Consider the following 25,955-nt stretch of genomic DNA (forward strand, 5'->3'; position numbering starts at 1 on the left):
TTGGAGGTGGAATTGATCTCCGCGATGGGATTTTGGTTTATTTTGACTGGGTGAGTGGGGACCAGGAGGCTTGGGACTGAGGTGATTGCGTCGTTTTCCCTTATGATTGCGTCATTTTCATTTTTATTGCGTCGTTTTATCGTTCATTGCGTCATTTCACTATGTTTTTGCGTATTTTAACAAATTATGGAACGAATACTTTCTATACCTATCAAAAAACCTCCCCACCAGGAACATCCGTCCCTAATGAAGAGGCCAACATCTATTATCTCTCAGGATATAATTCAAAATTGCTTGTTAGATCCAACACGCGTTTGCGTGCTTCTTCCAATTTCGCTTCATCTTCATGGTTCTTAAGAGTTAACGCCATGATCGAAGCAATTTCGTCCATGTCTTCAAGTCCAAATCCTCTTGAAGTTACCGCTGCCGTACCAATACGGACACCGCTTGTGACAAATGGACTTTCCGGATCGAATGGAATCGTGTTTTTGTTGACGGTGATACCGATTTCGTCAAGGACTTTCTCCGCCACTTTACCAGTCAATCCCAGTGAACGAGTGTCGATCAGTAATAAGTGGTTATCAGAACCTCCTGATACAAGATCGATTCCTTCCTTCACAAGACCTTCACCTAAGCGCTTCGCATTGTCGATGATGTTCTGTGCATATTCTTTGAAAGAATCCTGCAGTGCTTCACCGAAAGCCACGGCTTTAGCAGAAATCACGTGCATAAGAGGTCCGCCCTGAATTCCAGGGAAAATAGACTTGTCTATCTTCTTCGCAAACTCTTCTTTACAAAGGATCATACCGCCGCGTGGTCCACGCAATGTTTTATGAGTAGTAGTCGTCACGAAGTCTGCATACGGAACCGGGTTCTGGTGAAGACCAGCCGCTACCAGACCGGCGATGTGAGCCATATCCACCATCAGGTAAGCTCCCACTTCGTCAGCGATTTCACGGAATTTCGCAAAATCGATCGCTCTTGGATACGCACTTGCTCCCGCTACGATCAGCTTAGGCTTATGCTCTAACGCTTTTTGTCTAACATCTTCATAATTGATCAGGTGCTTTTCTTCATCCACACCGTACTCTACGAAATTATATTGAATACCGCTGAAGTTGACCGCACTTCCGTGAGTCAGATGTCCCCCATGAGATAAGTTCATTCCAAGAACCGTGTCGCCCTGTTCAAGGATGGTGAAGTAGACTGCCATATTGGCTTGTGCTCCTGAGTGAGGCTGAACGTTGACGTGTTCCGCTCCAAAAAGTTCTTTCGCACGGTCGCGGGCCAGATTTTCGGCTACGTCCACATGCTCACAGCCACCATAATAGCGACGACCTGGGTACCCCTCTGCATACTTATTTGTCAGAACGGAGCCTTGTGCTTCCATAACGGCTTCACTGACAAAGTTTTCAGATGCAATTAACTCGATCTTTGTTCGTTGACGCTCTAATTCATCTTGAATCGCTGCATAAATTTCCGGATCTTGCTTGGCAATCTTACTCATACATATCCCCCTTTAATTCATAGGCCCAACTTTGGCGCCTCCTTGATTCATTCAATCCCATTCTAACACGATTCACCAAAAGGCGAAATAAAAACCTATAGTCAAAACGTAACGTTCGTGTTTAGAAGCCATTTGGAGGGACGGACCTCATGTGACACTGATCACAAACACATTCCAATCGCACACCGCTCATCTTAAAGTAGCGTTATGACTGTATTTGCAACTCTAGAAGAATCCGCCTGCTCCTTCCCTCTGTATGCCTCAATACTTCAATTCACCGACAACAGAATCATCTCCCCCCTTGTCCCCATTATTCGTTCGGGTTTGACACCCCAATTAGAGATCAATCCAAAATAAAGGTCCGTCCCTCAAACAAGAGGAACGAACCTTCACCCATATTTTATTCGTATACAGCCCTGGTTCCGCCGATGAGTTTTGGTCTGGTTTTGGCGAGGGTGACGTGGGCTTCTCCGAGGCTTTTGTGTGATACTCGGATCGGGACGGCAACGTGTTTCAGGTGCATGCCGATGAAGGTATCCCCGATGTCGATGCCGGCGTCGGCTTTGATGTGCTCGACCATTACCGGGTCGTCGAAGGAATGATAGGCTTTCGTCGCCATGGCTCCTCCTGCTTTTCGTACAGGAACGACGGTGACTTCATCGAGCCCTCTCTTTTCCGCTGCTTCCCTTTCAAGGACAAGGGCACGATTTAAATGCTCACAGCATTGAAATGCCAGGGAAACCCCTGTAGAATCCGCCCATCCCTTCAGTTCGTCATAAATCATTTCCGCGACTTCAATGGTTCCCGACGTTCCGATCCGCTCCCCCATTACTTCAGAGGTGGAACAGCCGACGACAAAGACTTGTCCTTTTTTCAGCGGAACCTGACTGCTGAAATCACGCAGGATCGTTTGCAGTTCATCTTTCAATTGAGCGATTTCCATGAAACCCACTCCTTATTGTTTGTCTTCGTATGCCGTGATCTTTCCGACTCTATTTGCATGGCGGCCGCCTTCGAATTCGGTTCCAAGCCACGTTTTAGCGATTTCACGTGCCAGTCCCGGCCCGATGACGCGCTCACCCATGGCTAGCATGTTGCTGTCATTATGTTCGCGGGTCGCTTTTGCACTGAATACATCATGCACAAGGGCGCAGCGGATCCCCTTCACTTTATTGGCAGAGATGCTCATGCCGATTCCCGTCCCGCAGATCAGAATCCCGCGGTCGAATTCACCGCTTGCCACTTTTTCTGCAACAGGAACAGCGTAGTCAGGATAGTCGACGGATGTGCCGCATTCACAGCCGAAATCCTCATATTCAAGACCCATTTCTTCCATTAATGACTTGATTTCTTCTCTAATATTTACTCCGCCGTGATCCGACGCAATCGCAATTCTCATCTTCTCCCACTCCCCATAACCTTTGATACGTTTATTTTGCCACATCCTCTTCATTATATAAAGCTTTTCAGCATGAAAAAACGGGTGTGAGATCCGTCCCTCACACCCGCTCATTTTTAAAGATGAAAACGTGTAATCGTGCTTTTCAGTGCTTCTGCCTGTTCTTTCAGGTTAAGGGCCAGCTTCTCGACGTCATTCATGACGACGGCTTGCTCTTTTGTGGAAGCTGATACTTCCATGGCACCCGCTGATGTTTCTTCAGCGATGGCGGCGACTTCCTGGGATTGCTGGGAAGTAAGCTGGATGCTGTCCATCTGCTGATCGACGAGGACCGAGATATTCTGAACGGCGTCTGCCACTTCATGAATGGTTGTCGTCATGGTTTCAATCATTTCATTCGTCTGCGTTCCTTTTTGCGCTTCTGTGTTGGCAGAATCGACCTGGGTCGTGATCTGCCCGACAACGTTCCCGACTTCCGTCTGGATATTTTTGATCAGTTCCGAAATGCCTTGAACCGCTTTTCCGCTTTCATCGGCCAGTTTGCGGACTTCCTCTGCGACCACTGCGAATCCTTTTCCATGCTCCCCGGCACGCGCCGCTTCTATGGAAGCATTCAAGGCAAGAAGATTGGTTTGGTTCGCGATGTCCCCGACTAATTGGATGATTTGCTCCACTTTTTTCGCATTGTCTTCAAGTCGGCGCACGGCGTCCAACGAATCTTCATTCCCTTTTGCCAACCGGCTGATGCCTTCGACGAGGGAATGGATCACTTCTTTACTTCCCTGAAGCTCCGTCACCATGTTTTTCGACATATGCTCGGATGATTTCGAATGATCCTGTACTTCCCGGGCGATCCGGATGACATCCTCCACGGATTCAGCCGTCGTTTGAATCGCCGTCGCCGAGCTTTCGGCACCCGCTGAAATTTCGCTGATCGTTTTGGAAATCGAATATGCCTGTGTAGAAGCGATTTCCGATGCTTTGGAAAGCTCGATGACATTCGTATTGGTTTTGTTAAAATTGTCATCGATGCTTGAGACCATGTCACGCAAGTTATGCAGCATGCGGTTGAACGCCAGTGCCAGTGAACGGATTTCGTCATCGGATTTCGGTACATCCACTTCGATGGCGATGTCCCCTTCAGCGGCTTTCAGTGCAACCTGTTCCAAGCGTTGCAGCGGTTTGACGATGAATCCCGCTGCAAAGAAGGCCAGAACCGCCGACCAGAATACCCCCATGCCAAGGGTCATGATCGTGAACCAGAGTTCATTCATATCCGGCGCAAAAGCAGGTTTGATCACATAAATAAAAAAGGCACTTGTGGTATACGTCACCAACGCCAGAAGCGTGATAAAGAAGACCAATTTCTTTCTAAGACCCGACTTGTAGCTCTTCACTTTCCCCATCTTTCTCTCTCCCTGTCTCTAGCCAAGCTTTTTCATTAACTCCTCGATCAATGAATTCAATTCCCTGTATGTATGTCTATAGATGTCCACGCTTCCTCCATACGGATCCGATACATCCACGTCAGATGGGTCTTCAAGGACAAACTCCTTCAATGTAAAAACCTTGTCCGCCACTTGTGGATACTGATCCACAATCGCCCGCTTATGATTCGATGTCATCGTGAAAATATAGGAAGCCCAATCCAGGTTCTCTTTTGAGAGCGAACTCGATTGATGTCTATGTATTATATCGTTCTCTTTCAGCACTTCTTTAGTCTGAAATGACGCATCATTTCCGTCCATGGCAAAAACACCGGCAGATTTCACGTCGAACTTATCTTTTCCCTTATGTTTCAAAACCGCCTCCGCCATAGGACTCCGGCAAGTATTCCCTGTACAAACAAACAAAATATTCATCACGTCATCCTCCTTACCACCTATTATAAAATATTTTCCAATCTCCCAATAGTCCATTCACAAAGAATACAAAAAGAAAGGCGCGGCTCAGCCCCGGAACCTAACAAAAAAAGCCCACCCCGAGGGACGGACCTTCACCAGCCAATTCAGATCGGCAACAGTAGCTTCACACCAAACGCAAACAGGATACTCCCCCCAAGTGCCTCGCTGTACGTTCCAAGCACCCCCTGGAATTTCCGGCCGATCAATAATCCTGCCCACGTCAACACGGTGGCCGCAATCCCGAAGCAGAAGAGGGCGACGGCTGTCCTTGCACCGAAGATCCCGAGGGTCAGTCCCACCGAAAAACTGTCCAGGCTTACACTCAACGCAAAAAGGATCAATCCAAAGCCCACCGGCGATATGAGAGTTGTGTCCTCCTCCTTAAAGCTCGACATGAACATCTGGATTCCAAGGACGATGAGCAGGACACCACCCGCATAAGCCGCAAAGGACCCGAACGTTTCCGATAAAAACTTCCCCGTCATCATCCCGAGGAGCGGCATCCATACATGAAAGACCCCGACAACCAACCCTATATAAAAGACCTGCTTTAATCTCAGTTGGAACATACCCATCCCTATCCCGATCGAAAAGGCATCCATCCCAAGAGCAAATGCCATTAACATCAAGGTCATCAGTTCGCCGATAATTGTTGTCATTTTGTTTTTCCCCCTCCGGACATGCCTACAAAACAACTTATGCACGTCCAAAGGGATTTAGAATACAAAACCAAAACCCCTATGAAAGATCATAGGGGAGGATAATCATCCTTTTATTACCCGGTAACCGGCCGCTTTCTGAAGACGGTTCATGATCGCAAGCCCGACTCCTTCTTCCGGAAACATCTCCGCAAAAATAATATCCACATTACTTCTATTAAAAGCACGCAGAGTGTCGTAGAGATGCTGGGCGACTGTTTTCAGGTCATTCCGGCGTCCGGCTGACAGGATGAGATCAGCCTGATACCAATCCATTCGCTCCTCCGTCGTCAAGACTCCAACCTTGAGCCCCTCTCCCTTTTTTTCATCCACCAATCGCTGCACATCTTCCTTCGTTCCGTCCACAAGATAAACAGGGGCATCCGGGGCGTAGTGGGTGTATTTCATCCCTGGCGATTTCGGGGCACCCTTGCCTTCTTTCAAGGAAGGGTCCACTTCCACTTTCCCGACGACTTCTTCCAGTTGCTCTTTCGTGATACCGCCTGGACGTAAAATGACCGGGATTTCTCCCGTACAATCCACCACCGTCGACTCGACACCGACTCCCGTTTCGCCACCGTCCACCACTCCGGCGATCCGGCCTTCCAGGTCATCGATGACATGCTGAGCCGTTGTCGGACTCGGTTTACCCGAACGATTCGCACTCGGAGCGGCAATCGGCAGTCCCGTTGCCTCGATAATGGATAGCGCCACGGGATGGTCCGGCATCCGGATTCCTACAGTATCGAGTCCAGCCGTCACCCTTTCAGAAAAGACATTTTTCTTATTTTTAAAAATGATCGTCAGGGGCCCTGGCCAATACGCGTCAATGAGTTTCGACGCATCAACCGGGATGTCTTCGACCAAACCCTCTAACTGCTCTTTATTTGATATGTGGACAATCAGTGGATTATCCGACGGCCTGCCCTTCGCTTTGAAGATTTTTTCCACCGCAGTATCCGATGTGGCATTCGCCCCCAGTCCATAAACCGTCTCTGTCGGGAACGCCACTACCTCATCCTGTTGAAGAACCTTCGCCGCATCCACAATTTGTGGATAACTTTTGTTTTTATCCACATCACTTTCCACAATCCAATGTTTCATCATCTATGTCATCCACCTTTATGTTACTAAGCTATATCTGATCGATTTTTATCTACAAATACTGAATTTACAAGTTCCTATACTTTTGAAAGTATAAAAGAAACACCTTGAATTCTCAAGTATTATCCACAAACTGCGTATAACTTGTTGAAAATTGTGGATAAACCTGTGGATGGTGTGAATAATTCTGAAAAAAGAAATAGTTACCGCTTTCTCACATTTTGTCGAATGGCAAACGAAAAAAACTGAACCATTTTTATGAGAATGGTTCAGTCCTGAATTCTCCGATAAAATCCTTGTCGAAAAATCTATAAATCCAATTTCATGGTGATACAGTTATCCACAGTGGATAACTTTTTTGCATGAATGAAGTTCTCCAGCTCATCCACAACAGGATCAGCTTCTTGTTGAAAACCCAGCAGGTCAAAGAACGTGAGGGATGCTTTCCGATTGGAAATCAAATAGAGACGCTTCAGATCCTTTTCTTTCGCAAGCTTTAAAATCTCCTGAAAGAGAGCAAATAACTCTTCACTTTCAAATGAAGAAGTGACTACGAGTGATCGAAGAAGGCCGATCTTCCCCTGCACCTCGATTCCAAGCGTCCCGATCAAACGATTTTCTTCATCCTCCACTACTAAAAAACAATCAATGCTATGTTTAATGCCTTCCGTGCTCAATCCTGCTTTCGTCAAGAAGGCCACGACTTCATGAATGTCCTCATTCGTTGCCTGGCGGATCACTTTCAACATCCTTTCATCCTCCCTTTTCTATCATCCTCTAGTATCAATGTATGAAGGAGGGAAGAGATTAGAACAAGGAATGCTAGAAAGATAGATTTTTTGCCAAGAAAAAAGCTCCATCCACACGGGATGCAGCTTTCTTAATTGAATAACCCTTTGAATAAATCTACCACGAAGAAGCGAACTTCTACTTCTTCCTCTTCGGAGTCTTCTACAAAGACCGGTTCTTCTTTTTCTACGGAAGCTTCCTCCTCTTTTTTAGTCGGTGCCTTTACTTCCTCTTTTACAGCCTCATCGATTACACCGGCTTCTACTGCTTCCACTTCGACTTGCTTATAGGCAATCATGTCATCTTCCGAGTCATCTTCACTCACCTGAGTTGCATCTTCGGGAGCTACTTCCGTCACTTCATTCCCGCTAGCCTCCACTTTCGTTTCAAAACCTGTGCTTCTTACGGCATTTCCAGTAGAGAAATCCAGGAAGCATAGTGGCGGATAAAGGACGCACCACCAATTCGCGCCTTCCCCTTTACCAAGTGTGATCAATACCGCTTCATACTCACCAGCCGGATAAAGGTACTGACCATATAGTTTCGTAGGAAAGTCGACTTTACCAAACTCTACTTTCACTGATTGATCCATTCCTTCTGCGGCGACGACGTCCTCCGCAATTTTCTGAAGCTGCGGCAAGCCTTCCTTGATGACTGCTTTCGCCTCATCCTGTGAAGTCAGATTCGATACCCATTTCGTAATCTCTTTGTTGACTTCATCCCGGACAAGTCTCTTTACGTTCTGATCCGCATCCAGATCACTATTGGCGAGGATCCGCAGGCGAATCGCCTCATCCGGAATCACCATCGTCTCCTGAGCCGCCATTTCCTGCTTTGGTATATATAAACTTAGAATCGTTCCTAATGATAGAATTAAGATATACAATAGTACTGTGTGTTTTGTTTTCATGTTCTCTCCCCCTTGGTAAACAGTGTGGTCAAATTGGGGGAATCTTAAACTAGTAAAATAACATTTTTGTTTGGGAAAATTAGTTGGGTGGCTTATTGAAGATAATCGTAACTGTAATGATTAGATCAGTAGCGAGTGGTGGTTGATTTCCGCTGCAGGTGCTCGCTTTCCGCGGGGCGTGAGTTGAGCCTCCTCGGGCTTCGCCCTGTGGGGTCTCAACTTTCCCGCTGTTCCCGTCGGAGTCGAGCACCTTCCGCTTCAATCAACTTTATGAGATTACATATTGTAATAGTATTGAACGGTTTTAACACAAAAAAAACACCCCCGATCACTATAATCGAGGGCCTAACACTAATTTTTCCTCACACAAAACACCATACGATCTTTCCCATTGATATCATGGACGACTTCTGTTTCTGCATCCGGGAAGGTGGCGCGCAGGAGATCCGCAACGGTCTCTCCCTGGCCGACGCCGACTTCGAAGCCGATCAGGCATTTTTTTTTCATGACAAGAGGCAGTTCCTCCATAAAGCGTTTATAGAGATCATAGCCATCTTCTCCGCCAAACAATGCGAGTTCAGGCTCATGCGCGATGACGACATCTGATAGCGTTTCACGATCCGTAAGGGGGATGTATGGAGGGTTGGATAAAAGAATATCCAGCTTCACTCCTGCTTCGATCAATGGCTTCAACAAATCACCTTCAAAAAAACGGACATCTGCGTCGAGTCTCCTGCTATTCTGCCTGGCAACCGCCAATGCTTCCCTCGATATATCAACAGCCATCATCTCAAGAGGCAATCGCTTTGATTCAAGCTTCAACGTAACGGCAATCGCCCCGCTGCCTGTCCCGACATCGGCGGCCTTAAGAGGAGCAGCCGCATCACGGAACAAATCCTTTATCTTCTCCAGACCATAATAAATGAGCTCTTCCGTTTCCGGTCTCGGAATCAGCACATGCTCATTCACCACAAACTCACGGCCATAAAACTCCTCAGTCCCGATAATATGTTGAATCGGCACCCCGCCAGCATGCGAGCGGATCCCCTCCTGGAATTCGTCCCATTTTTCTGGAGGGACGGACCTACGTTGTTCTGCCAGCAGCTGCGATCGTGACATCCCCAGTAAATGCCGCAAGTAGATTTCTCCCACATTCTCATCGCGGTCATTCTCGACTAAAAAAGAAGAAGCCCATTTTAGGGCTTCAAATACCGTCACCATGACTATTCTTCCAGTCTTTCAAGAAGTTTGGACTGATCTTCGATGATCAATGCATCGATGACTTCATCCATCTTTCCTTCAAGGATTTGGTCAAGCTTCTGGATCGTCAGGCCGATACGGTGATCCGTTACGCGGTTTTGTGGGAAATTGTACGTACGGATACGCTCCGAACGGTCACCGGTACCAACGGCCGATTTACGATTGGCATCGTATTCCGCTTGAACCTCGCGCTGGAATTTATCGTACACGCGGGCACGCAATACTTTCATCGCTTTTTCTTTGTTCTTGATTTGGGACTTTTCATCCTGACACGACACGACGACACCTGTCGGGATGTGCGTAAGACGCACGGCAGACATGGTCGTGTTAACACTTTGTCCTCCCGGGCCGCTTGATGCGAATGTATCGACACGGATATCTTTATCGTGGATATCGACCTCGACTTCTTCCGCTTCAGGAAGGCAGGCTACCGTTGCCGTCGACGTATGGATCCGTCCGCCGGATTCCGTTTCAGGTACACGCTGTACGCGGTGCGCTCCGTTTTCGTACTTCATTTTGGAGAATGCACCATTTCCGTTGATCATGAAGATGATCTCTTTGTATCCACCGACACCAGTGGAGTTCGCTTCCATGACTTCGATCTTCCAGCCTTGGGATTCAGCGAAGCGGCTGTACATGCGATATAAGTCACCGGCAAACAGGGCGGCTTCATCTCCACCTGCCGCACCACGGACCTCCATGATGACGTTCTTATCATCATTCGGATCTTTCGGGATCAATAATATTTTCAGACGGGCTTCCAACGCTTCGATTTGCTCTTCAAGCTCGGAAACTTCTTCCTTCACCATTTCACGCATATCAGCATCAAGCTTATCATCCAGCATCGCCTTCGCGTCTTTATACTGCCCGGTCAATTCTTTATATTCTCGATATGCTTCTACCGTTGCTTGGATGTCTGATTGTTCTTTTGAATAATCTCTTAGCTTCTTTGGGTCATTCACAATTTCTGGATCACTCAACAGTTCATTTAACTTATCATAGCGATCTTCCACTGCTTGTAAACGATCGAACACAGCTATTCACCTCAATTTTAATCCATAACAGTACAATTATATTATATGGTGTATGTAAACACAAGGAGGAGCGGGAATGGAGAGGGGAGGATTTTACGTAAAAAGGGGCAGCCGATTGAGCTCCCCCTTTTCATTATCTTTCGGTGATTTTCACATTAATATCGTACCGGGGAATCGCTCTTTGCAGTTTGTCTTTGAGCATGGCTTCCTCTTTATCGGTTTCGGCCATATTCATTTCTTTCTTCGTATGAGCGGTCACCCACATTTGATTTCCATTGATCCACACCTCATCAGGCTGGAATTTCGAATAATCCCTTACGACTTCACGGGCTTTGTCTTCATACACACCGGTAGTCGTGGAAGTTGTACCTTGAGAATTGGTCAGGTTCGGGAAATTGGGATTTTGATCGGTGACATCCCGCACGCTTTTATCCTGGCGCTTATCCATTTCCGCCTTTCGGTTATCTATGAAACGGGTTCCGCCACTGTCATTATGCACGCCGTATTCCGACTCCTGATTCACGCCGCATGCTGTAATCAAAAGAAAGAAAACGGTAAATGATAAAGCTAACAGTAATTTTTTCATGGTTTCACACCTCCTGCTGTTAGGTTTTCCTGCAGGGTGGTGGTTATGCATGTAAAAGAAGAGGCGTTTCCAGGAAAAGTTATCAACCTAACATGGCGGTTTTCGGAGGAATCATGCCAGTTTTGACTGCAATCGAGCAGAAAATCGAGCATTCATGCGGGAATTTAAAAATTCAAGCTGAATTCCAATTAATCATGCGACTTTTCACATATTCAAGCAGCCGTGTCGAAATATCTTTAACGTCAAAAAAAAAACAAAGTCACACCCACATGACTTTGTTTTCACTCATCATTTATACTTCCTTCACCATATCCGGAGTGACGCTCATCCCGGTCGGCACTTCATGATGATGGCGGCATCTTGGCTCGTACGCTTCAGACGCACCGACAAGGATGACGGGATCATCGTAACATGCCGGTTCACCGTTGATCAGACGTTGAGTCCGGCTTGCCGGAGAGCCGCAGACGGCGCAAACGGCTTGAAGCTTCGTCACTTGTTCGGCGATGGACATCAAATCCGGCATCGGTCCGAATGGTTCACCGCGGAAATCCTGGTCAAGACCTGCGAGGATGACACGGTATCCGCTGTTTGCTAATTTCTGGACGACGTCGACGATGCCTTCGTCAAAAAATTGAACCTCATCAATGGCAACGACGTCCACCTCTGGATTCAGATCATCAAGGATCATGCTTGACTCCTCGACTGCTTTGGCAATGACAGAGGTACCATTATGAGATACAACCGATTCATCGCTATAGCGATTATCTAGTTTTGGCTTATACACAGCAATTTCTTGTTTAGCAAATTGAGTGCGTCGTACCCGGCGGATCAGTTCCTCGGATTTACCTGAGAACATGCTGCCGCAAATGACTTCTACCCAACCCGTTTGTTTCATGACATACACGAAAGCGCCTCTCCTTCCTTACACGTTGTTCTATAGAAAAACAGCCTGGCTGTTAGTAAAAACGGACTACACTTGTAGTTAAAGCATTCCTTTATGTACGGGAATCATGCTTAGAATTCAGTAATTTGGCAGAAAAAAAGAGGCACAGCTCAATTGGAACTGCCTCTATTTCTCTCACCATTTGCTTTAAACGTAATAAAAAACAGGCAAGCATGAAGATCCTTGCCTGTTTTTCTAATAGAAGAGAAGGATGAGCACCTACGCACAAAGACGTCGGGTGCGTCCTTCTGGCTCTTCATTATTGTTGTTGATTTTTAAGACCGTATTTTTTGTTGAAACGGTCAACACGTCCACCAGCGTCAGCGAATTTCTGACGTCCTGTGTAGAATGGATGGCATTCAGAACATACCTCAACGCGCATTTCTTCCGCTACAGAACCAGTTTCAAATTCGTTACCGCAAGCACAGCTAACTTTGATCGTGTTGTACTTAGGATGAATTCCTGATTTCATTTCTTTCATCTCCTTCCGCCCTGAATCATCTGAGACAGAGTAATTTATTACGAAGATATATGTGATATGAGCATAAGCATGAGAGTAATAGCCAGCCCCTTACCACATCCAGTTTTTAAAAACACATTGATATCATTATAACAAGGACAAGGTATTTTTGCAACCTGCAAAACTGGAAATTCCAGTCACCCTTTTCCTTGAAAAATCATTCGATTAATAGATTAACGCTTCTTGGACTCTTCTGTCAACACATTGAAAAATTCTTCATTCGTCTTCGATTGCTTCAGCTTACGCATAAGCTTCTCGGCGAAATCAGGCTGATCGGACATGGCTTTTCGGATCGCCCACAGTTTTTCAAGATGATCCGGTTTGATAAGAAGTTCCTCACGACGCGTTCCGGAACGACGGATGTCGATGGCCGGGAAGATACGGCGTTCTGCAAGGGAACGGTCCAAGTGAAGTTCAAGATTTCCTGTTCCTTTGAACTCTTCATAAATGACGTCATCCATACGGGAACCTGTGTCAACAAGCGCCGTTGCAAGGACCGTCAAGCTTCCGCCCTCTTCAATGTTACGTGCCGCACCGAAGAATCGTTTCGGACGGTGGAACGCAGCAGGGTCGATACCACCGGATAAAGTCCGTCCACTTGGTGGGATGACGAGATTGTACGCACGTGCAAGACGTGTGATACTATCCATCAGGATGATGACGTCACGCTTGTGCTCCACTAAACGCATGGCGCGCTCAAGTACGAGCTCGGCCACTTTGATATGGTTTTCCGGAACCTCATCAAATGTCGAACTGACGACTTCTGCTTCAACTGAACGTTCGATGTCCGTTACTTCCTCTGGACGCTCATCGATAAGAAGAATGATGAGTTCTGCTTCCGGATGATTCGTTGTGATCGAATTGGCGATTTCTTTGATCAGCATCGTCTTACCGGCTTTAGGCGGAGCCACGACTAATCCACGTTGTCCGAATCCGACTGGTGCAATCAGATCCATGATACGCGTAGAAATTTTATTCGGTGTTGTTTCAAGCTTCATTTGACGGTCAGGGTATAAAGGCGTCAATCCTGGGAAATGTACACGCTCTTTCGCAGAATCAGGCTCTTCCCCGTTCACCATTTCAACATGAAGCAGTCCGAAATAACGTTCGTTTTCTTTCGGAGGACGTACTTTCCCCGATACTTTATCCCCGTTTCGAAGGTCGAAGCGACGGATTTGCGATGCAGAAATATAAATATCCTCGGAGCTCGGAGAATAGTTGATCGGTCGTAAGAAACCGAAGCCTTCTGATTGGATGATCTCCAGGACACCTTCCATGAAGAAGAAGCCTTCTTGTTCTGCACGAACTTTAAGGATGGCAAAAATCAGTTCTTTTTTTGTTAATTTACTATAATAAGAAACTTTGTATTGTTTGGCTAGCTCATAAAGCTCTTTCAGCTTCATATTTTCTAAGCTAGAGATTGTTAACTCTTCCATTATGACACCACGCTTTATTAATTTGTCCTACCTGAAAATAAAAATGAAGGGTAGATTTTCTTAAAAATGAAGAAATAGTTGAAGCATATATAAAGAAAAAACGCTGAAGGTAAAAACCTTATCTATTGTAACCATACTTTTCGTTAAGAATCAATGACTGGGTAAAAAAAGGAAGGTAGATTTGGTAGATAGGCAGCATTTTTTCACCTAGGAAGAAAAAAAGTGAGTGATAAGAGTGTGGATGGGCAGGTGTTCTGCCCATCCGTTACTCTCATTTAAGAGGAGTTGGTTTCTCTCTCTGTATGGCTTGTTTCTATTATCTCATGACCAGGTTCGGCTTTTTCTGGAGACTGTGGCGTCCGTCGATGAATCGGACGGTACCGGACTTCGCACGCATAACGACTGAATGAGTCAGGCCGTATGTCCCTTTGAGCTGAACACCTCTTAACAATTCCCCGTCTGTTACACCTGTTGCTGCAAAGATGGCATCGTCACCGCATACGAGGTCTTCCATTCGAAGGATCTTGTCCACATCCAGCCCCATGCTGATACAGCGCTGAAGTTCCGCATCGTTTTGAGGAAGAAGCTTTCCTTGGATTTCTCCTCCAAGGCATTTCAACGCGACGGCCGCAAGAACTCCCTCTGGAGCACCGCCGGATCCGAACAGGATATCGACACCCGTATGATCGAATGCCGTGTTCATGGCGCCTGCCACGTCTCCATCATTGATCAGTTTGATGCGGGCGCCCGCTTCTCTCAACTGCTGGATGATATGTTCATGACGTGGGCGATTCAAGACTGTCGCCACCACGTCTTCTATATCTTTATTCTTCGCTTTCGCAACGGCTTTCAGGTTATCGATGACAGAAGCGTTGATGTCGATTTCCCCGACCGCTTCCGGACCGACTGCGATTTTATCCATATACATATCTGGTGCATTCAGTAGGTTTCCATGGTCCGCCACCGCAAGTACCGCCAGTGCATTCCAGCCTCCGGAAGCCACGATATTCGTTCCTTCCAACGGATCGACGGCTACATCGACGCGTGGACCGTAGCCTGTCCCTAATTTTTCACCAATATAAAGCATTGGAGCTTCATCCATTTCCCCTTCACCGATGACGACCGTTCCTTTCATCGGTACGGTATCGAATACATCGCGCATGGCAGAAGTTGCAGCGTCATCCGCTTCATCCTTCTTTCCGCGACCCATCCACCGTGCCGATGCAAGGGCAGCCCCCTCTGTTACTCGAACTAGCTCCATTGATAAACTTCTTTCCATGTATATAGCCTCCCGTAATCCCTTTTGTTTACAATAATCTTTAATTGTATAACATATTGACAGATTTATTGTAACACATTAAAGGGATCAGAGAGACCTTTTTTCGAAAAAAGTAGGACATAATGGTTTGTTTGAGTAGAAAAGTGCTAACAGAATCTTCAAAAAAGCGAGTAGTTGTTGATTTCCGCTGCAGGTGCTCGCTTTCCGCGGGGCTGGCGGTGAGCCTCCTCGGGCTAAAGCCCTGTGGGGTCTCACCTGTCCAGCGTTTCCCGCAGGAGTCGAGCACCTTCCGCTTCAATCAACTTAGATTTTTTACTTAATCTAAAGACATGTTGAACAAACATCTTTACCATATTCTCAAGAATCTACGACTTCATCTGCTCCATTTCCTCAACGGACATCTTCTCACGCCAGATGGTGGCGCCGAGGCCTTCGAGTTTGGCGACGAGGTCGCTGTAGCCGCGGTCGATGTGTTCGAGGCCGGTGACTTCGGTGATTCCTTCCGCCATTAAGCCTGCGATGACGAGGGCGGCTCCTGCCCGGAGGTCGCTTGCCTTCACTTTGGCTCCCTGCAGTTGGACGGGACCGTTGACGATGGCGGAACGTCCTTCGACTTTGATTGTAGCATTCATTCTTCTCAGCTCATCGATATGCTTGAAGCGGGCTGAGTAGATGGTATCCGTTACGACGGCAGAGCCTTCTGCACGATTCAGCAGTGTGGTGAACGGCTGCTGAAGATCCGTCGGGAATCCAGGGTACACCAGTGTTTTCACATCTACGGATTTAAGCTTGTCCGCCCTGCCGATGAAGATCTGATCGTCATTCGTTTCGACCGGCACTCCCATTTCACGGAGCTTGGCGATGACCGATTCCATATGTAACGGGATGACATTGTCGACGAGTACCCCTTTACCGACTGCAGCGGCAAGGATCATGAATGTACCCGCTTCGATACGGTCAGGGATGATGGTGTGACGGCAGCCGTGAAGCTCGTCCACTCCATCGATGCGGATCACGTCTGTTCCTGCTCCTTTGATCTTCGCACCCATATTGCTCAGTAAGGTGGCGACGTCGATGATTTCAGGTTCTTTTGCCGCATTTTCAATGATCGTTCTGCCTTTCGCGCGAACCGCTGCAAGCATAATGTTGATCGTTGCACCGACACTCACGACATCAAGGTAGATGCGGGCACCTTTTAGTTCATCAGCACGGAGATAGATCGCACCCTGTTCGTTGGTGACTTCCGCTCCAAGTGCCTCGAACCCTTTAATATGTTGATCGATCGGACGCGGACCAAGATGGCATCCACCCGGTAATCCGATGACCGCTTTTTTGAATCGTCCGAGCATAGCCCCCATTAAATAATAGGAAGCACGAAGCTTCTTCACCTTTCCACTTGGTAAAGGCATGGACACCATTTGACTTGGATCTACACTCATATCCCCATCTTCCAATGTGACTGAACCACCGATCTCTTCTAAGAGATCTTTCAGCGTTCTTACATCTGAGATGTCTGGTAACCCTTCGATTGTGACTGGAGAATCAGCAAGAATGGTTGCCGGGATCAAGGCTACCGCACTATTTTTGGCCCCACTGACTTTAATGGTTCCTTCAAGGGGATAACCTCCTGCAATTTTTAGCTTTTCCATATTAAACTCCCTTCCACTGTTCATCGATTTAGGGCATGTTACCCTATACCTAAAACAAAAAGGATTATTTTTCCAATAGAAGACGTTCTAAGAAGTATTGTCTACTAGTGTATACATAATTCGTCAAAACATGTATAGGATAATCGGATTTTTTTCCTTTAGACCGATTGACCTAAAATCAGCGATTATTCCAGTCATTCAAGAAGGCATCGATTCCTTTATCCGTCAGGGGATGTTGGAATAATTGCTTCAATACTTTAAGAGGTACGGTTGCGATATGGGCCCCTCTGAGCGCCGCTTCCGTAATATGCTGCGGATGGCGGGTGGAAGCCGCGATGATTTCCGTTTCCAGTCCGTGAATCGCAAAGATTTCGGCAATCTGGGAAACCAGCTCCAGACCGTCATGTCCGATATCATCCAATCTTCCTAAAAAAGGCGAAACATACGTCGCTCCAGCACGGGCGGCTAAAAGCGCCTGATTCGCACTGAAAATCAGCGTGACATTTGTCTTGATCCCTTCTTTAGCAAAAGTGGATGCAGCCGTCAGACCGTCCGGCGTCATTGGAAGCTTCACCGTAATATTAGGCGCAATCTTTGCAAGCTCCCTTCCCTCTTTAATCATGCCTTCAGCATCCAATGCGATGACTTCAGCGCTTACAGAACCAGGGACAAGATCCGTGATTTCTTTTAGTCTGTCCTCGAATGTGACGCCCTTCTCTTTTGCTACAAGGGACGGATTCGTCGTCACTCCTGAAATAATACCCCAGTTAAATGCTTCCTTGATTTCACTCATGTTTGCTGTGTCTATGAAAAATTTCATTTCCTATACCCCATTTTCGACAAAATTTTCAATCATCTTTTAATGAACGGAAGGGACTGACCCAAAAGGTATCAAACCTCTCCCGGTGCCAGTCCCATCCTACAGCTTCATTCTTTTTCTACCACATAAGGAAAGCCCGTAATCTATCACGGAGAACTTTCCAAACATTACCTGTCTTCTATTACGCCTGGTTAGAAGAACCGAATTCGCGCATTTTGCCAGCGACTGTTGCTTTGATCGCTTCGCGTGCAGGTCCCATGTATTTACGTGGATCATATACTTCTGTATCTGCTGCAAGTACTTCACGTACCGCTTTAGCAGAAGCAATTTGGTTTTCAGTGTTTACGTTGATTTTAGCTGTTCCGAAAGAAATCGCTTTTTGGATATCTTTTGTAGGGATTCCAGTACCACCGTGAAGGACTAGAGGTACTCCAGTCGCTGCACCGATTTCTTCCATTTCTTTGAATCCTAGGTTTGGTTCACCTTTGTAAGGACCGTGAACAGAACCTAGAGCTGGTGCAAGAGTATCGATACCCGTACGTTCAACCATCTCTTGACACTCTTTAGGATCTGCATAGATAACGCCGTCTGCTACTACGTCATCTTCCTGTCCACCGACAGTTCCAAGCTCGGCTTCAACAGAAACACCTTTAGAGTGAGCATATTCAACTACTTTAGAAGTCGTTTCAATGTTCTCTTCGAAAGGACCGTGAGAAGCATCGATCATAACAGAAGTGAATCCTGCATCGATCGCTTCTTTACATTTGTCAAAGCTTGAACCGTGATCTAAGTGGATCGCAACAGGAACTGTGATGTTCAAGTCTTCCATAAGACCTTCAACCATTTTCACAACTGTTTTGAAGCCGCTCATGTAACGGGCAGCACCTTCAGATACACCAAGGATGACAGGTGATTTTTCTTCTTCTGCCGCTTGCAGGATCGCTTGAGTGAACTCAAGGTTATTCAGGTTGAATTGACCTACCGCATAGCTTTTTTCTTTTGCTTGAATAAGCATGTCTTTCATTGAAACTAAAGGCATAGTTATTTCCTCCTTTTATTCAGTCAGTCGACCATTTTGGTATAAATGGCGGTGTTATGTATAACACCTTGTGACATAGTTAACAAATTCACTTGTATCATACCAAAACAGAATTGATTTTACCAACTGCAGAGGCAAAATGTAAAAAATACTACTATTTTCACTATTCAAATAAATTCCTTATACTGGAATATACTGTCTGACGGCCTGTCTGATATCGTCAATATCAAACGGCTTCGCAAAATGAGTAAGCGCTCCCAAGTCCTTTGCCTCCTGAATCATGTCGAGTTCTCCGTAAGCAGTCATGATAATGACACGGATATCCGCATCTTTCTGCTTCATCCGCTTCAGGATTTCAATTCCATCCATTCCAGGAATTTTCATATCGAGCAAAACCAGATCAGGGGAATGCTTATCTACGATTTCAAGAGCCTGAATGCCGTTCGCAGCTTGAAATGTTTGGTAGCCTTCCTTTTGCAACACTTCATTTAATAGAATCCTAATACCAAATTGATCGTCCACAATCAGAATCTTCTCATTCATATACCCCAATCCCCTTTACATTTTAGTAAATTATGTATTCCGACGTTAAATAATTGTATATTTATTACTTATTCTCTTTTTCTGTAAAAAAATCCTGCTTGTTCTCAAGATTTTGCTAGAGACCTTTTTCCCCTTTATAATAAGGGTTATGATGAGAAATGTCGAAGATGAATATGGAAGGAGCTTGAACTTTATGATCAAAATGTTCACCACACAGTTATCGGGACTGTTCAAACGGATTTATGATAAACAGGAATTCGAAATCGAGGACGGCGCACGCCTCCTTGCCCAGGCCGCCATCGGACAAGGAAGCATCTATATAAAAGGCTACCGGGAAATGGAAGCCGTCACCGCTGAAGCCCTGTCCGGTGCCGAGCCGCTCCCTTCTGCCAGACGATATGATCCTTCCGCCCAACTGACTGAAGCGGATCGTGTGCTGATCGTCACCCGTTATTCGACGGATGAAGAGGCCGTTGCGTTCGCGAAGAAGCTTTCTGCCGACGGTGTGCCATTTGTAGCGGTGTCCGGCATGGTGGAAGGGGAAGAGAGTCTTGTGGACCTTGCCGACATTCATCTGGATACAAAAGTGATCAAAGGGATGCTCCCCGGCGATGAAATCGGTGAGCGCGTGAGCTTCCCGTCAAGCATGGCTGCCCTTTATCTCTATTTCGCCTTGGGGTTTGTAATCCGTGAGATGTTGGAAGAGTATGAGGACTAATTCCTGAAAGTAATCGAGAGGCATCCGACCGGGATGCCTCTCTTATTTTTTTCAACCCTTGCGCTTTTTCGCATGAATATACGTCACGGCCAATGCCAATACCAGTACACTTCCTTTGATGATTTCGAATGCATAGTATGGGAGGTTCATCATGGTCAATCCATTCAGCAGGACCCCGATCAGGGCTGCCCCGAAGAAGGTTCCGAGTATGTTAGGTTTTCCCGCACCCAGTACGGAAAAGCCGACAAATACAGCTGCCACGGCTTCCATCAGCAGCGGGGCACCGGCGTCCATTTGACCGGATCCGACCCGGGCCGTGAACAGGATCCCGCCAATCGATGCGAATATGCCTGACAAAACGTAGGCAATCAGCTTCACCCGCTTCACGCGGACCCCTGATAATCGTGAGGCTTCTTCATTTCCCCCTGTCATATACAGGATGCGGCCCCACGTGGTGAAATGCATGATCACATACACAATCGCGACCAGTACGAGCATGATCCATACCGGTACCGGCAGGCCAAGCCATTTCCCCTGACCGATCCACAGGAACGTGTCGGAGAATTCCCCCGGCGCCGTGCCTCCGGTTGTCATGGGCATGTGATTGTAAATCGAATAACCTTCTGTATATGTACGGTGAACACCTGAAATGATGTACATGGCCCCTAATGTTGCGAGGAGATCGGGAATACCGAATTTCACGATCAGTAAGGAGTTGAACAACCCCACCCCTGCCCCCACCAGTAATGGAGCGAGAAGGACGATCCACAGCGGGGCTTCATACCAGACCATCAACGATGCCGTCACGACCGTGGATAAGGAAACCGTCGATCCGACAGACAAATCGAAGCCGTCGACAATGAGGGTGAAGGTGACCCCGATGGCCACCAGTGTGACGATGGAAATCGACCGCAGGATATCTGACAGATTCCCGTATGTAAAGAAAAAGGGATTGTAGAAGCTGAAAAAGAGGAGGATCACCACCATCAGTACAATGGCACCGTATTTAAATAGTAAGTCGAGTATCTTGCCTTTCATGCACATCCGTCCCTCCTGAAGCATAAAACAATATGATTTCCTGCGTCGCTTCTTCTTTTGTTAGTTCTTTGACGATCCGGCCATCATACATGACGAGAATCCGGTCCGAGATCGCCAGGATTTCTTGTAACTCACAGGAAAAGTAGAGAATCGCCTTCCTTTTTTCGGCGAGGGATTGAATGAGGGAGAAGATTTCCTTTTTCGCTCCCACATCCACCCCTTTGGTTGGTTCATCAAATAAGAATACCGAAGCCTCATCCGTGAGCCACTTTCCGATGGACACCTTCTGCTGATTTCCCCCACTTAAAAAGTTCGCCTGAACATTCTCATGGGCGGTCTTGATTCCAAGGGAGCGGATTTTTTCCTTAGCAAGCTTTCGCTCCTTCTTCTTATTGATCCATAACCCGTTGGATACTTTCTTCAAGGAAGGAAAGCTGAGATTGTGCTGAACCGATTCATGAATGAAGAGCCCCTCTTTCCGCCTCTCTTCGGGAACGAGTGCCAATCCATTTTGAACCGCGTCCTTGGGAGAGTGAATCTTGAGCTTTCTCCCTTTGAGGAAGAACTCTCCTCCTTCAAGGCGTGAGGTTCCGAATAAAGCTTTGGCAAGCTCCGTTTTTCCAGCTCCGACAAGGCCCGCCACCCCGACTATTTCTCCTTCTTTGACCGATAAGTGAATATCCTTCACTTTCCGACCATCGTCGAGCCCCTTCACCTCAAACAGTGTTTCACCCGCGACAAGGGAGCCCTTCTGGAAATCTGCCTGGAATGCCCCACCCAGCATGGCCTCTATGATTTCGTGGGAGTTCGTTTGATGTGTTTCATACGTTCCAACTGTCTCCCCGTCTCTCATCACTGTGATGCGGTCGGAAACTTGAAACACTTCAGGCAGCCGGTGGGAGATGAAGATGATCCCCACTCCCTCTTCTTTCAAATCGTCTATCACCTGGAATAACCTTTCTGTTTCTGAAGAACTAAGTGGTGCCGTCGGTTCATCCAGGATCAGTACTTTTGCTTTGTGGAGAAGGCTACGGGCAATAAGGACCAACTGCTTTTCAGCCAGACTTAACGAAGCGGCGGGCTGATGCAGGGGGATCGATTCGGCCCCGATCTTAATGAGTGCCGCCTCTGCTTCTTTTTTCAGCTTTTTTTGGGTGATGAAGAGGGAACCTTTTTGCGAGAAATGATCCAGGCAGATATTTTCCGCCACCGAGAGCTCGGGAACGATGGCGGTATCCACTTCCTGGTAGACACAGTGAATGCCGTTTTCCTTGGCTTCCTTCGGAGATTCATAGACTCTTTTTTCAGAGAGAAGAGTGATATCTCCGCTGTCCCCGACATAAGCTCCTGATAAAATTTTCATCAGGGTGCTTTTCCCTGCGCCGTTCGCTCCCAGCAGGGCATGAACTTCTCCCTCCCGGACATCGAATCTAGCATTTTTCAAGGCTTTCACGCCAGAAAAGCTCTTGTTGATACCCGACATAGTCAATAGTGGAGACGTCATCGATCCCAGCTCCTTTCTAGTTTGTGAACGAAGATTCGAGCTCTTTCAGCTCATCTGTATACCCCTGCTCACTCGCTCCCCATCCTTCAATATGCTCGTTCAATTGATCCGTTGTAATCGATTCTTTCGGTAAAGCAGTTTTTTCAATGAACACGGGGTCCAATTTCACTTTTTCAGGCGTTTCTTTCCCGTTCAGCTTTTGATAAAGGAAGCGGACCTGGACCCTGCCGATATCTTTCGGATCTACCGCTGCCGATGCCACCCATGGGCTGCCGTCTTTTTGAATGATCTGAAGATCCTCGTCACTCATGTCGATTCCGTATACTTTGATTTCATCTCTTCCTGCCGCTTCAATTGCCCGGACGGCCCCTTTCGCAAATTCATCCCACGCTGCCCAGACAGCATCGATGTCCCCTTTGTTTGGGTATTGTTTCAAGATCGCCTCCATCTGAGCCTGTGTATCAAGCGCTGTATTCTGACTCGCTGCTCCAAATGCCGCGACTTCTTTAATATCCGGATTCCCCTTTAAAAATTCTTCGTATGCCGCCTGACGTCTTTCCATGGGTGCAAAGCCTGCGACCCAAATTTTTACGATTTCACCTTTGCCGCCAAGCTCATCTGAAAGCTTCGTCAAGGTTTGTTCAGCCATTTGTTTGTCCCCCTGCTCGAGGACCGTCACTCCTTTTGATGCCACGTCCGCATCGAAGACGACAACCGGAATATTTTGGTCTTTCGCCTTTTCCACCCCTGATTGCAGTGCTTCTTTCGTTCCATGGTCGATCAGGATCCCATCAAACTTCTGGTTGATGGCCGCGTCCAGGTTAGAGGACATTTTGGCGAGATCGCCTTCCGAAGTGAACACTTGAACCTTCCCCCCGAACTTTTCCACCTGTTCCTTGACCCCTTCAATGTATTGAGCGGAAAATGTCCCGAGATTGATTTGCATGATAAGGGCGATTTTTTTATTGGCTAACGGATGATCGGAAGTCGCTTCCCCGCCGTCTGCTTCCGCCTCCTGTGATACCTTTGGCTGACAAGCCGCCAAACTGAAAAGTAGTGCGATTAATACGAGTAATGATGCCGCTTTTTTCATCTTTCTTTTCTCCTCCCGAGGGTATCCCCCTCTATTTTTTCAAATAAAAAAACCCCTTTTCCCAAGAGAAAAGAGGTTTATGTATAAATAAACGTGCTCTTATCACTCAGGAAATGCTTCCTGCAGGTCTTAGCACCTTTCCGTCATAAACGGTAGGTTGCCGGGCGTCATCGGGCCAGTCCCTCTGCCAACTCTTTATAAGAGAATATGAAATTTGGTTGTGTTCGCTTTTGCTATAATCGCTATATTAACGATATGTGGAAATATTGTCAATATTCTTTTTAAAAAAATTCTGTGGCGGGTCTCCGGAAATGATCACCCAACACTACAAAAAAGCCCTCCCAAACCGGGAGGGCTCTATCAATCAAATCTTATTTCTCACCATACGCAAGGGACGCTTCCACGAAGTCTCTGAATAGAGGCTGCGGGCGTGTCGGGCGTGATGTGAATTCCGGGTGGAATTGAGATGCGACGAACCATGGGTGGTCGCTCAGCTCGATGATTTCCACAAGGCGGCCATCCGGGCTTGTGCCTGAGAAGATGAATCCGGCTTTTTCCATTTGCTCACGGTAGTGATTGTTGAATTCGAAACGGTGACGGTGACGTTCGTATACGACTTCTCCATCGTAGGCTGCATAGGCTTTTGAACCTTTTGTCAGCTTACATGGATATAGTCCGAGACGAAGGGTCCCGCCAAGGTCTTCGATATCCTTTTGTTCCGGTAAAAGGTCGATGACCGGATATGGCGTTTCAGGATTCAGCTCAGCAGAGTGTGCTCCTTCAAGTCCAAGGACATTACGCGCATATTCAACGGATGCGAGCTGCATGCCAAGGCAGATTCCAAGGAAAGGAATCTTGTTTTCGCGTGCATATTGCGTCGCAGCGATCTTTCCTTCGACACCGCGGTCACCGAAGCCGCCTGGTACAAGGATTCCATCCACGTCAGCAAGCTTCTCTGCCACATTTTCGTTGTCGACAAGCTCAGAGTTCAACCATCTCACTTCAATATCGCTGTCGAAATGGTAACCTGCATGACGAAGGGCTTCCACTACAGAAATATAAGCATCCTGTAATTCAACATATTTCCCGACAAGGGCGATCCTTGTTTTGCGGGAAAGGTTTTTCACCCGGTCAACCAGTTCATTCCACTCGGTCATGTCTGCTTCATGGCAGTTCAGCTTCAAGTGCTGACACGTGATTTCATCAAGTTTTTGATCCTGAAGGGCAAGTGGTACAGAGTAAAGCGTATCTGCATCCATTGCTTCGATGACTGCATGTTTATCGATATCACAGAATAACGCGATCTTGTCTTTCATATCCTGGGTCATCGGCATTTCGGTACGCACGACGATGACATTTGGCTGAATACCGAGACTACGCAGCTCTTTTACACTGTGCTGGGTCGGTTTCGTCTTCATTTCACCCGCCGCTTTAATATATGGAATCAGCGTACAGTGAATATACATCACGTTGTCACGACCGACATCACTCTTGATCTGGCGGATCGCTTCAAGGAATGGAAGGGATTCGATATCCCCGACCGTTCCACCGATTTCCGTGATCACGACATCAGAATTCGTTTCGCGGCCGGCACGGTACACGCGTTCTTTGATTTCATTTGTGATATGCGGGATGACTTGTACAGTCCCGCCAAGATAATCCCCGCGGCGCTCTTTTTTCAGAACAGTAGAATAGATTTTACCCGTTGTCACAGAGCTGTATTTCGTCAGGTTGATGTCAACGAAACGCTCGTAGTGACCAAGGTCAAGATCCGTCTCGGCACCATCATCGGTTACGAATACTTCACCGTGCTGATAAGGACTCATCGTTCCCGGATCCACGTTGATGTATGGATCGAACTTCTGGATGGTGACGCTCACTCCACGGTTTTTCAATAGTCTTCCAAGGGACGCTGCTGTGATCCCTTTCCCTAGTGACGACACTACGCCGCCTGTTACGAAAATATACTTAGTCATGTATATGTCCCCCTTATAAAGTAAGTTTGGTTCAAAAAAAGTAGAGGGTGTCTCTTATGTAGTCATGTCATGAATTTATCTTGTTCAAAGAAGGACAAGTCCATTCTCCCAAAATAAAACCAAGTGCATAAACCAGCTAAAAGACAGCCTCTTATTATCAAGATACGTAAAGATGTAAGGGGTCTTAAAAGAATCGATCCTTCACA

25 protein-coding genes and 1 riboswitch are annotated in these 25,955 nt (G+C 46.9%); of the genes, 1 reads left to right on the forward strand and 24 read right to left on the reverse strand.

All coding sequences use genetic code 11. The features are described from left to right. Window positions 1–265: 265 nt before the first annotated feature. From P8596_RS22880 to P8596_RS22975, 20 genes are all read right to left on the reverse strand, one after another. Complete coding sequence (locus P8596_RS22880; RefSeq protein ID WP_347815199.1) at window positions 266–1,507, reverse strand: serine hydroxymethyltransferase; 1,242 nt, start codon at window positions 1,505–1,507, stop codon at window positions 266–268. Window positions 1,508–1,907: 400 nt separating this feature from the next. Then, window positions 1,908–2,450, reverse strand: coding sequence for a TIGR01440 family protein (locus P8596_RS22885; RefSeq protein WP_279725334.1), 543 nt, complete (start codon window positions 2,448–2,450; stop codon window positions 1,908–1,910). Window positions 2,451–2,462: 12 nt separating this feature from the next. After that, a complete protein-coding gene (gene rpiB / locus P8596_RS22890) occupies window positions 2,463–2,906 on the reverse strand; it encodes a ribose 5-phosphate isomerase B (RefSeq protein WP_279725335.1) in 444 nt (147 codons plus the stop codon). 116 nt (window positions 2,907–3,022) lie between these two features. Next, window positions 3,023–4,312 (reverse strand): methyl-accepting chemotaxis protein, encoded by a 1,290-nt coding sequence (locus P8596_RS22895; RefSeq protein ID WP_034765141.1) that lies wholly within the window; start codon window positions 4,310–4,312, stop codon window positions 3,023–3,025. Window positions 4,313–4,330: 18 nt separating this feature from the next. Further along, a complete protein-coding gene (locus P8596_RS22900; protein WP_279725337.1) occupies window positions 4,331–4,768 on the reverse strand; it encodes a low molecular weight protein arginine phosphatase in 438 nt (145 codons plus the stop codon). A 146-nt stretch (window positions 4,769–4,914) separates the two neighbouring features. Beyond that, window positions 4,915–5,469: a manganese efflux pump MntP gene (locus P8596_RS22905; RefSeq protein WP_034765135.1), complete on the reverse strand. Its 555-nt coding sequence runs from the start codon at window positions 5,467–5,469 to the stop codon at window positions 4,915–4,917. A gap of 105 nt (window positions 5,470–5,574) precedes the next feature. Next, the gene (locus P8596_RS22910) at window positions 5,575–6,615 is read right to left on the reverse strand and encodes an L-threonylcarbamoyladenylate synthase (protein ID WP_481900314.1); all 1,041 of its coding nucleotides are present in this window, start codon (window positions 6,613–6,615) and stop codon (window positions 5,575–5,577) included. A 305-nt stretch (window positions 6,616–6,920) separates the two neighbouring features. Beyond that, window positions 6,921–7,361 carry a GNAT family N-acetyltransferase gene (locus P8596_RS22915; RefSeq protein ID WP_279725339.1) on the reverse strand — a complete coding sequence of 147 codons (441 nt, stop codon included), beginning with the start codon at window positions 7,359–7,361 and terminating at the stop codon, window positions 6,921–6,923. Between the two features lie 131 nt (window positions 7,362–7,492). Further along, complete coding sequence (spoIIR, locus tag P8596_RS22920; protein ID WP_279725340.1) at window positions 7,493–8,311, reverse strand: stage II sporulation protein R; 819 nt, start codon at window positions 8,309–8,311, stop codon at window positions 7,493–7,495. A gap of 351 nt (window positions 8,312–8,662) precedes the next feature. Then, window positions 8,663–9,532 (reverse strand): peptide chain release factor N(5)-glutamine methyltransferase, encoded by an 870-nt coding sequence (prmC, locus tag P8596_RS22925; protein WP_279725341.1) that lies wholly within the window; start codon window positions 9,530–9,532, stop codon window positions 8,663–8,665. Between the two features lie 2 nt (window positions 9,533–9,534). After that, on the reverse strand, window positions 9,535–10,605 hold the full coding sequence (gene prfA / locus P8596_RS22930) for a peptide chain release factor 1 (protein WP_034765126.1): 1,071 nt from the start codon (window positions 10,603–10,605) through the stop codon (window positions 9,535–9,537). Window positions 10,606–10,738: 133 nt separating this feature from the next. After that, window positions 10,739–11,191 carry a hypothetical protein gene (locus tag P8596_RS22935; protein WP_224522538.1) on the reverse strand — a complete coding sequence of 151 codons (453 nt, stop codon included), beginning with the start codon at window positions 11,189–11,191 and terminating at the stop codon, window positions 10,739–10,741. Between the two features lie 292 nt (window positions 11,192–11,483). Beyond that, complete coding sequence (locus tag P8596_RS22940; RefSeq protein WP_034765125.1) at window positions 11,484–12,095, reverse strand: thymidine kinase; 612 nt, start codon at window positions 12,093–12,095, stop codon at window positions 11,484–11,486. A 298-nt stretch (window positions 12,096–12,393) separates the two neighbouring features. Continuing rightward, window positions 12,394–12,606 carry a 50S ribosomal protein L31 gene (gene rpmE, locus P8596_RS22945; protein ID WP_034765123.1) on the reverse strand — a complete coding sequence of 71 codons (213 nt, stop codon included), beginning with the start codon at window positions 12,604–12,606 and terminating at the stop codon, window positions 12,394–12,396. A 221-nt stretch (window positions 12,607–12,827) separates the two neighbouring features. Beyond that, window positions 12,828–14,090: a transcription termination factor Rho gene (rho, locus tag P8596_RS22950; RefSeq protein WP_034765121.1), complete on the reverse strand. Its 1,263-nt coding sequence runs from the start codon at window positions 14,088–14,090 to the stop codon at window positions 12,828–12,830. A gap of 316 nt (window positions 14,091–14,406) precedes the next feature. Beyond that, complete coding sequence (gene glpX / locus P8596_RS22955; protein ID WP_034765120.1) at window positions 14,407–15,369, reverse strand: class II fructose-bisphosphatase; 963 nt, start codon at window positions 15,367–15,369, stop codon at window positions 14,407–14,409. Window positions 15,370–15,734: 365 nt separating this feature from the next. Beyond that, entirely contained in the window at window positions 15,735–17,018 is a 1,284-nt protein-coding gene (locus tag P8596_RS22960) for a UDP-N-acetylglucosamine 1-carboxyvinyltransferase (protein ID WP_206858198.1), read from the reverse strand. A gap of 178 nt (window positions 17,019–17,196) precedes the next feature. Continuing rightward, window positions 17,197–17,838: a fructose-6-phosphate aldolase gene (fsa, locus tag P8596_RS22965; RefSeq protein ID WP_224522537.1), complete on the reverse strand. Its 642-nt coding sequence runs from the start codon at window positions 17,836–17,838 to the stop codon at window positions 17,197–17,199. Between the two features lie 181 nt (window positions 17,839–18,019). Beyond that, window positions 18,020–18,877, reverse strand: a complete 858-nt coding sequence (gene fdaB / locus P8596_RS22970; protein WP_061810877.1) for a class IIb fructose-bisphosphate aldolase FdaB — start codon at window positions 18,875–18,877, stop codon at window positions 18,020–18,022. Window positions 18,878–19,057: 180 nt separating this feature from the next. Then, a complete protein-coding gene (locus P8596_RS22975; RefSeq protein ID WP_034765110.1) occupies window positions 19,058–19,420 on the reverse strand; it encodes a response regulator in 363 nt (120 codons plus the stop codon). A gap of 193 nt (window positions 19,421–19,613) precedes the next feature. On the opposite strand from P8596_RS22975, the gene P8596_RS22980 reads away from it, so the two are divergent. Next, on the forward strand, window positions 19,614–20,138 hold the full coding sequence (locus P8596_RS22980) for a DUF2529 domain-containing protein (protein WP_224522536.1): 525 nt from the start codon (window positions 19,614–19,616) through the stop codon (window positions 20,136–20,138). A gap of 51 nt (window positions 20,139–20,189) precedes the next feature. On the opposite strand, the gene P8596_RS22985 is transcribed toward P8596_RS22980, so the two are convergent. From P8596_RS22985 to P8596_RS23000, 4 genes are all read right to left on the reverse strand, one after another. After that, entirely contained in the window at window positions 20,190–21,176 is a 987-nt protein-coding gene (locus P8596_RS22985; RefSeq protein ID WP_224522535.1) for an ABC transporter permease, read from the reverse strand. Then, window positions 21,145–22,680: a sugar ABC transporter ATP-binding protein gene (locus P8596_RS22990; protein WP_279725343.1), complete on the reverse strand. Its 1,536-nt coding sequence runs from the start codon at window positions 22,678–22,680 to the stop codon at window positions 21,145–21,147. The genes P8596_RS22985 and P8596_RS22990 overlap by 32 nt, the downstream gene beginning before the upstream one ends. A 16-nt stretch (window positions 22,681–22,696) precedes the next feature. After that, a complete protein-coding gene (locus P8596_RS22995) occupies window positions 22,697–23,773 on the reverse strand; it encodes a sugar ABC transporter substrate-binding protein (RefSeq protein ID WP_224522533.1) in 1,077 nt (358 codons plus the stop codon). 96 nt (window positions 23,774–23,869) lie between these two features. Continuing rightward, window positions 23,870–23,977: riboswitch (SAM riboswitch) on the reverse strand. Window positions 23,978–24,144: 167 nt separating this feature from the next. Then, window positions 24,145–25,749: a CTP synthase gene (locus P8596_RS23000; RefSeq protein WP_224522532.1), complete on the reverse strand. Its 1,605-nt coding sequence runs from the start codon at window positions 25,747–25,749 to the stop codon at window positions 24,145–24,147. Window positions 25,750–25,955: the final 206 nt, after the last annotated feature.

Source organism: Rossellomorea sp. DA94, assembly GCF_029834455.1.
Classification (GTDB): Bacteria; Bacillota; Bacilli; order Bacillales; family Bacillaceae_B; genus Rossellomorea; species Rossellomorea vietnamensis.

What these genes read in the sequence shown, in the direction of transcription:
- fsa (WP_224522537.1), bottom strand. Translation starts at nt 17,838, where the DNA reads ATGAAATTTTTCATAGACACAGCAAACATGAGTGAAATCAAGGAAGCA.
- P8596_RS23000 (WP_224522532.1), bottom strand. Translation starts at nt 25,749, where the DNA reads ATGACTAAGTATATTTTCGTAACAGGCGGCGTAGTGTCGTCACTAGGG.
- glpX (WP_034765120.1), bottom strand. Translation starts at nt 15,369, where the DNA reads ATGGAAAGAAGTTTATCAATGGAGCTAGTTCGAGTAACAGAGGGGGCT.
- rpmE (WP_034765123.1), bottom strand. Translation starts at nt 12,606, where the DNA reads ATGAAATCAGGAATTCATCCTAAGTACAACACGATCAAAGTTAGCTGT.
- P8596_RS22910 (WP_481900314.1), bottom strand. Translation starts at nt 6,615, where the DNA reads ATGATGAAACATTGGATTGTGGAAAGTGATGTGGATAAAAACAAAAGT.
- P8596_RS22895 (WP_034765141.1), bottom strand. Translation starts at nt 4,312, where the DNA reads ATGGGGAAAGTGAAGAGCTACAAGTCGGGTCTTAGAAAGAAATTGGTC.
- P8596_RS22985 (WP_224522535.1), bottom strand. Translation starts at nt 21,176, where the DNA reads ATGAAAGGCAAGATACTCGACTTACTATTTAAATACGGTGCCATTGTA.
- P8596_RS22885 (WP_279725334.1), bottom strand. Translation starts at nt 2,450, where the DNA reads ATGGAAATCGCTCAATTGAAAGATGAACTGCAAACGATCCTGCGTGAT.
- fdaB (WP_061810877.1), bottom strand. Translation starts at nt 18,877, where the DNA reads ATGCCTTTAGTTTCAATGAAAGACATGCTTATTCAAGCAAAAGAAAAA.
- P8596_RS22960 (WP_206858198.1), bottom strand. Translation starts at nt 17,018, where the DNA reads ATGGAAAAGCTAAAAATTGCAGGAGGTTATCCCCTTGAAGGAACCATT.
- P8596_RS22935 (WP_224522538.1), bottom strand. Translation starts at nt 11,191, where the DNA reads ATGAAAAAATTACTGTTAGCTTTATCATTTACCGTTTTCTTTCTTTTG.
- P8596_RS22975 (WP_034765110.1), bottom strand. Translation starts at nt 19,420, where the DNA reads ATGAATGAGAAGATTCTGATTGTGGACGATCAATTTGGTATTAGGATT.
- rho (WP_034765121.1), bottom strand. Translation starts at nt 14,090, where the DNA reads ATGGAAGAGTTAACAATCTCTAGCTTAGAAAATATGAAGCTGAAAGAG.
- spoIIR (WP_279725340.1), bottom strand. Translation starts at nt 8,311, where the DNA reads ATGAAAACAAAACACACAGTACTATTGTATATCTTAATTCTATCATTA.
- P8596_RS22995 (WP_224522533.1), bottom strand. Translation starts at nt 23,773, where the DNA reads ATGAAAAAAGCGGCATCATTACTCGTATTAATCGCACTACTTTTCAGT.
- P8596_RS22905 (WP_034765135.1), bottom strand. Translation starts at nt 5,469, where the DNA reads ATGACAACAATTATCGGCGAACTGATGACCTTGATGTTAATGGCATTT.
- P8596_RS22900 (WP_279725337.1), bottom strand. Translation starts at nt 4,768, where the DNA reads ATGAATATTTTGTTTGTTTGTACAGGGAATACTTGCCGGAGTCCTATG.
- rpiB (WP_279725335.1), bottom strand. Translation starts at nt 2,906, where the DNA reads ATGAGAATTGCGATTGCGTCGGATCACGGCGGAGTAAATATTAGAGAA.
- prmC (WP_279725341.1), bottom strand. Translation starts at nt 9,532, where the DNA reads ATGGTGACGGTATTTGAAGCCCTAAAATGGGCTTCTTCTTTTTTAGTC.
- P8596_RS22990 (WP_279725343.1), bottom strand. Translation starts at nt 22,680, where the DNA reads ATGACGTCTCCACTATTGACTATGTCGGGTATCAACAAGAGCTTTTCT.
- P8596_RS22915 (WP_279725339.1), bottom strand. Translation starts at nt 7,361, where the DNA reads ATGTTGAAAGTGATCCGCCAGGCAACGAATGAGGACATTCATGAAGTC.
- P8596_RS22980 (WP_224522536.1), top strand. Translation starts at nt 19,614, where the DNA reads ATGATCAAAATGTTCACCACACAGTTATCGGGACTGTTCAAACGGATT.
- P8596_RS22880 (WP_347815199.1), bottom strand. Translation starts at nt 1,507, where the DNA reads ATGAGTAAGATTGCCAAGCAAGATCCGGAAATTTATGCAGCGATTCAA.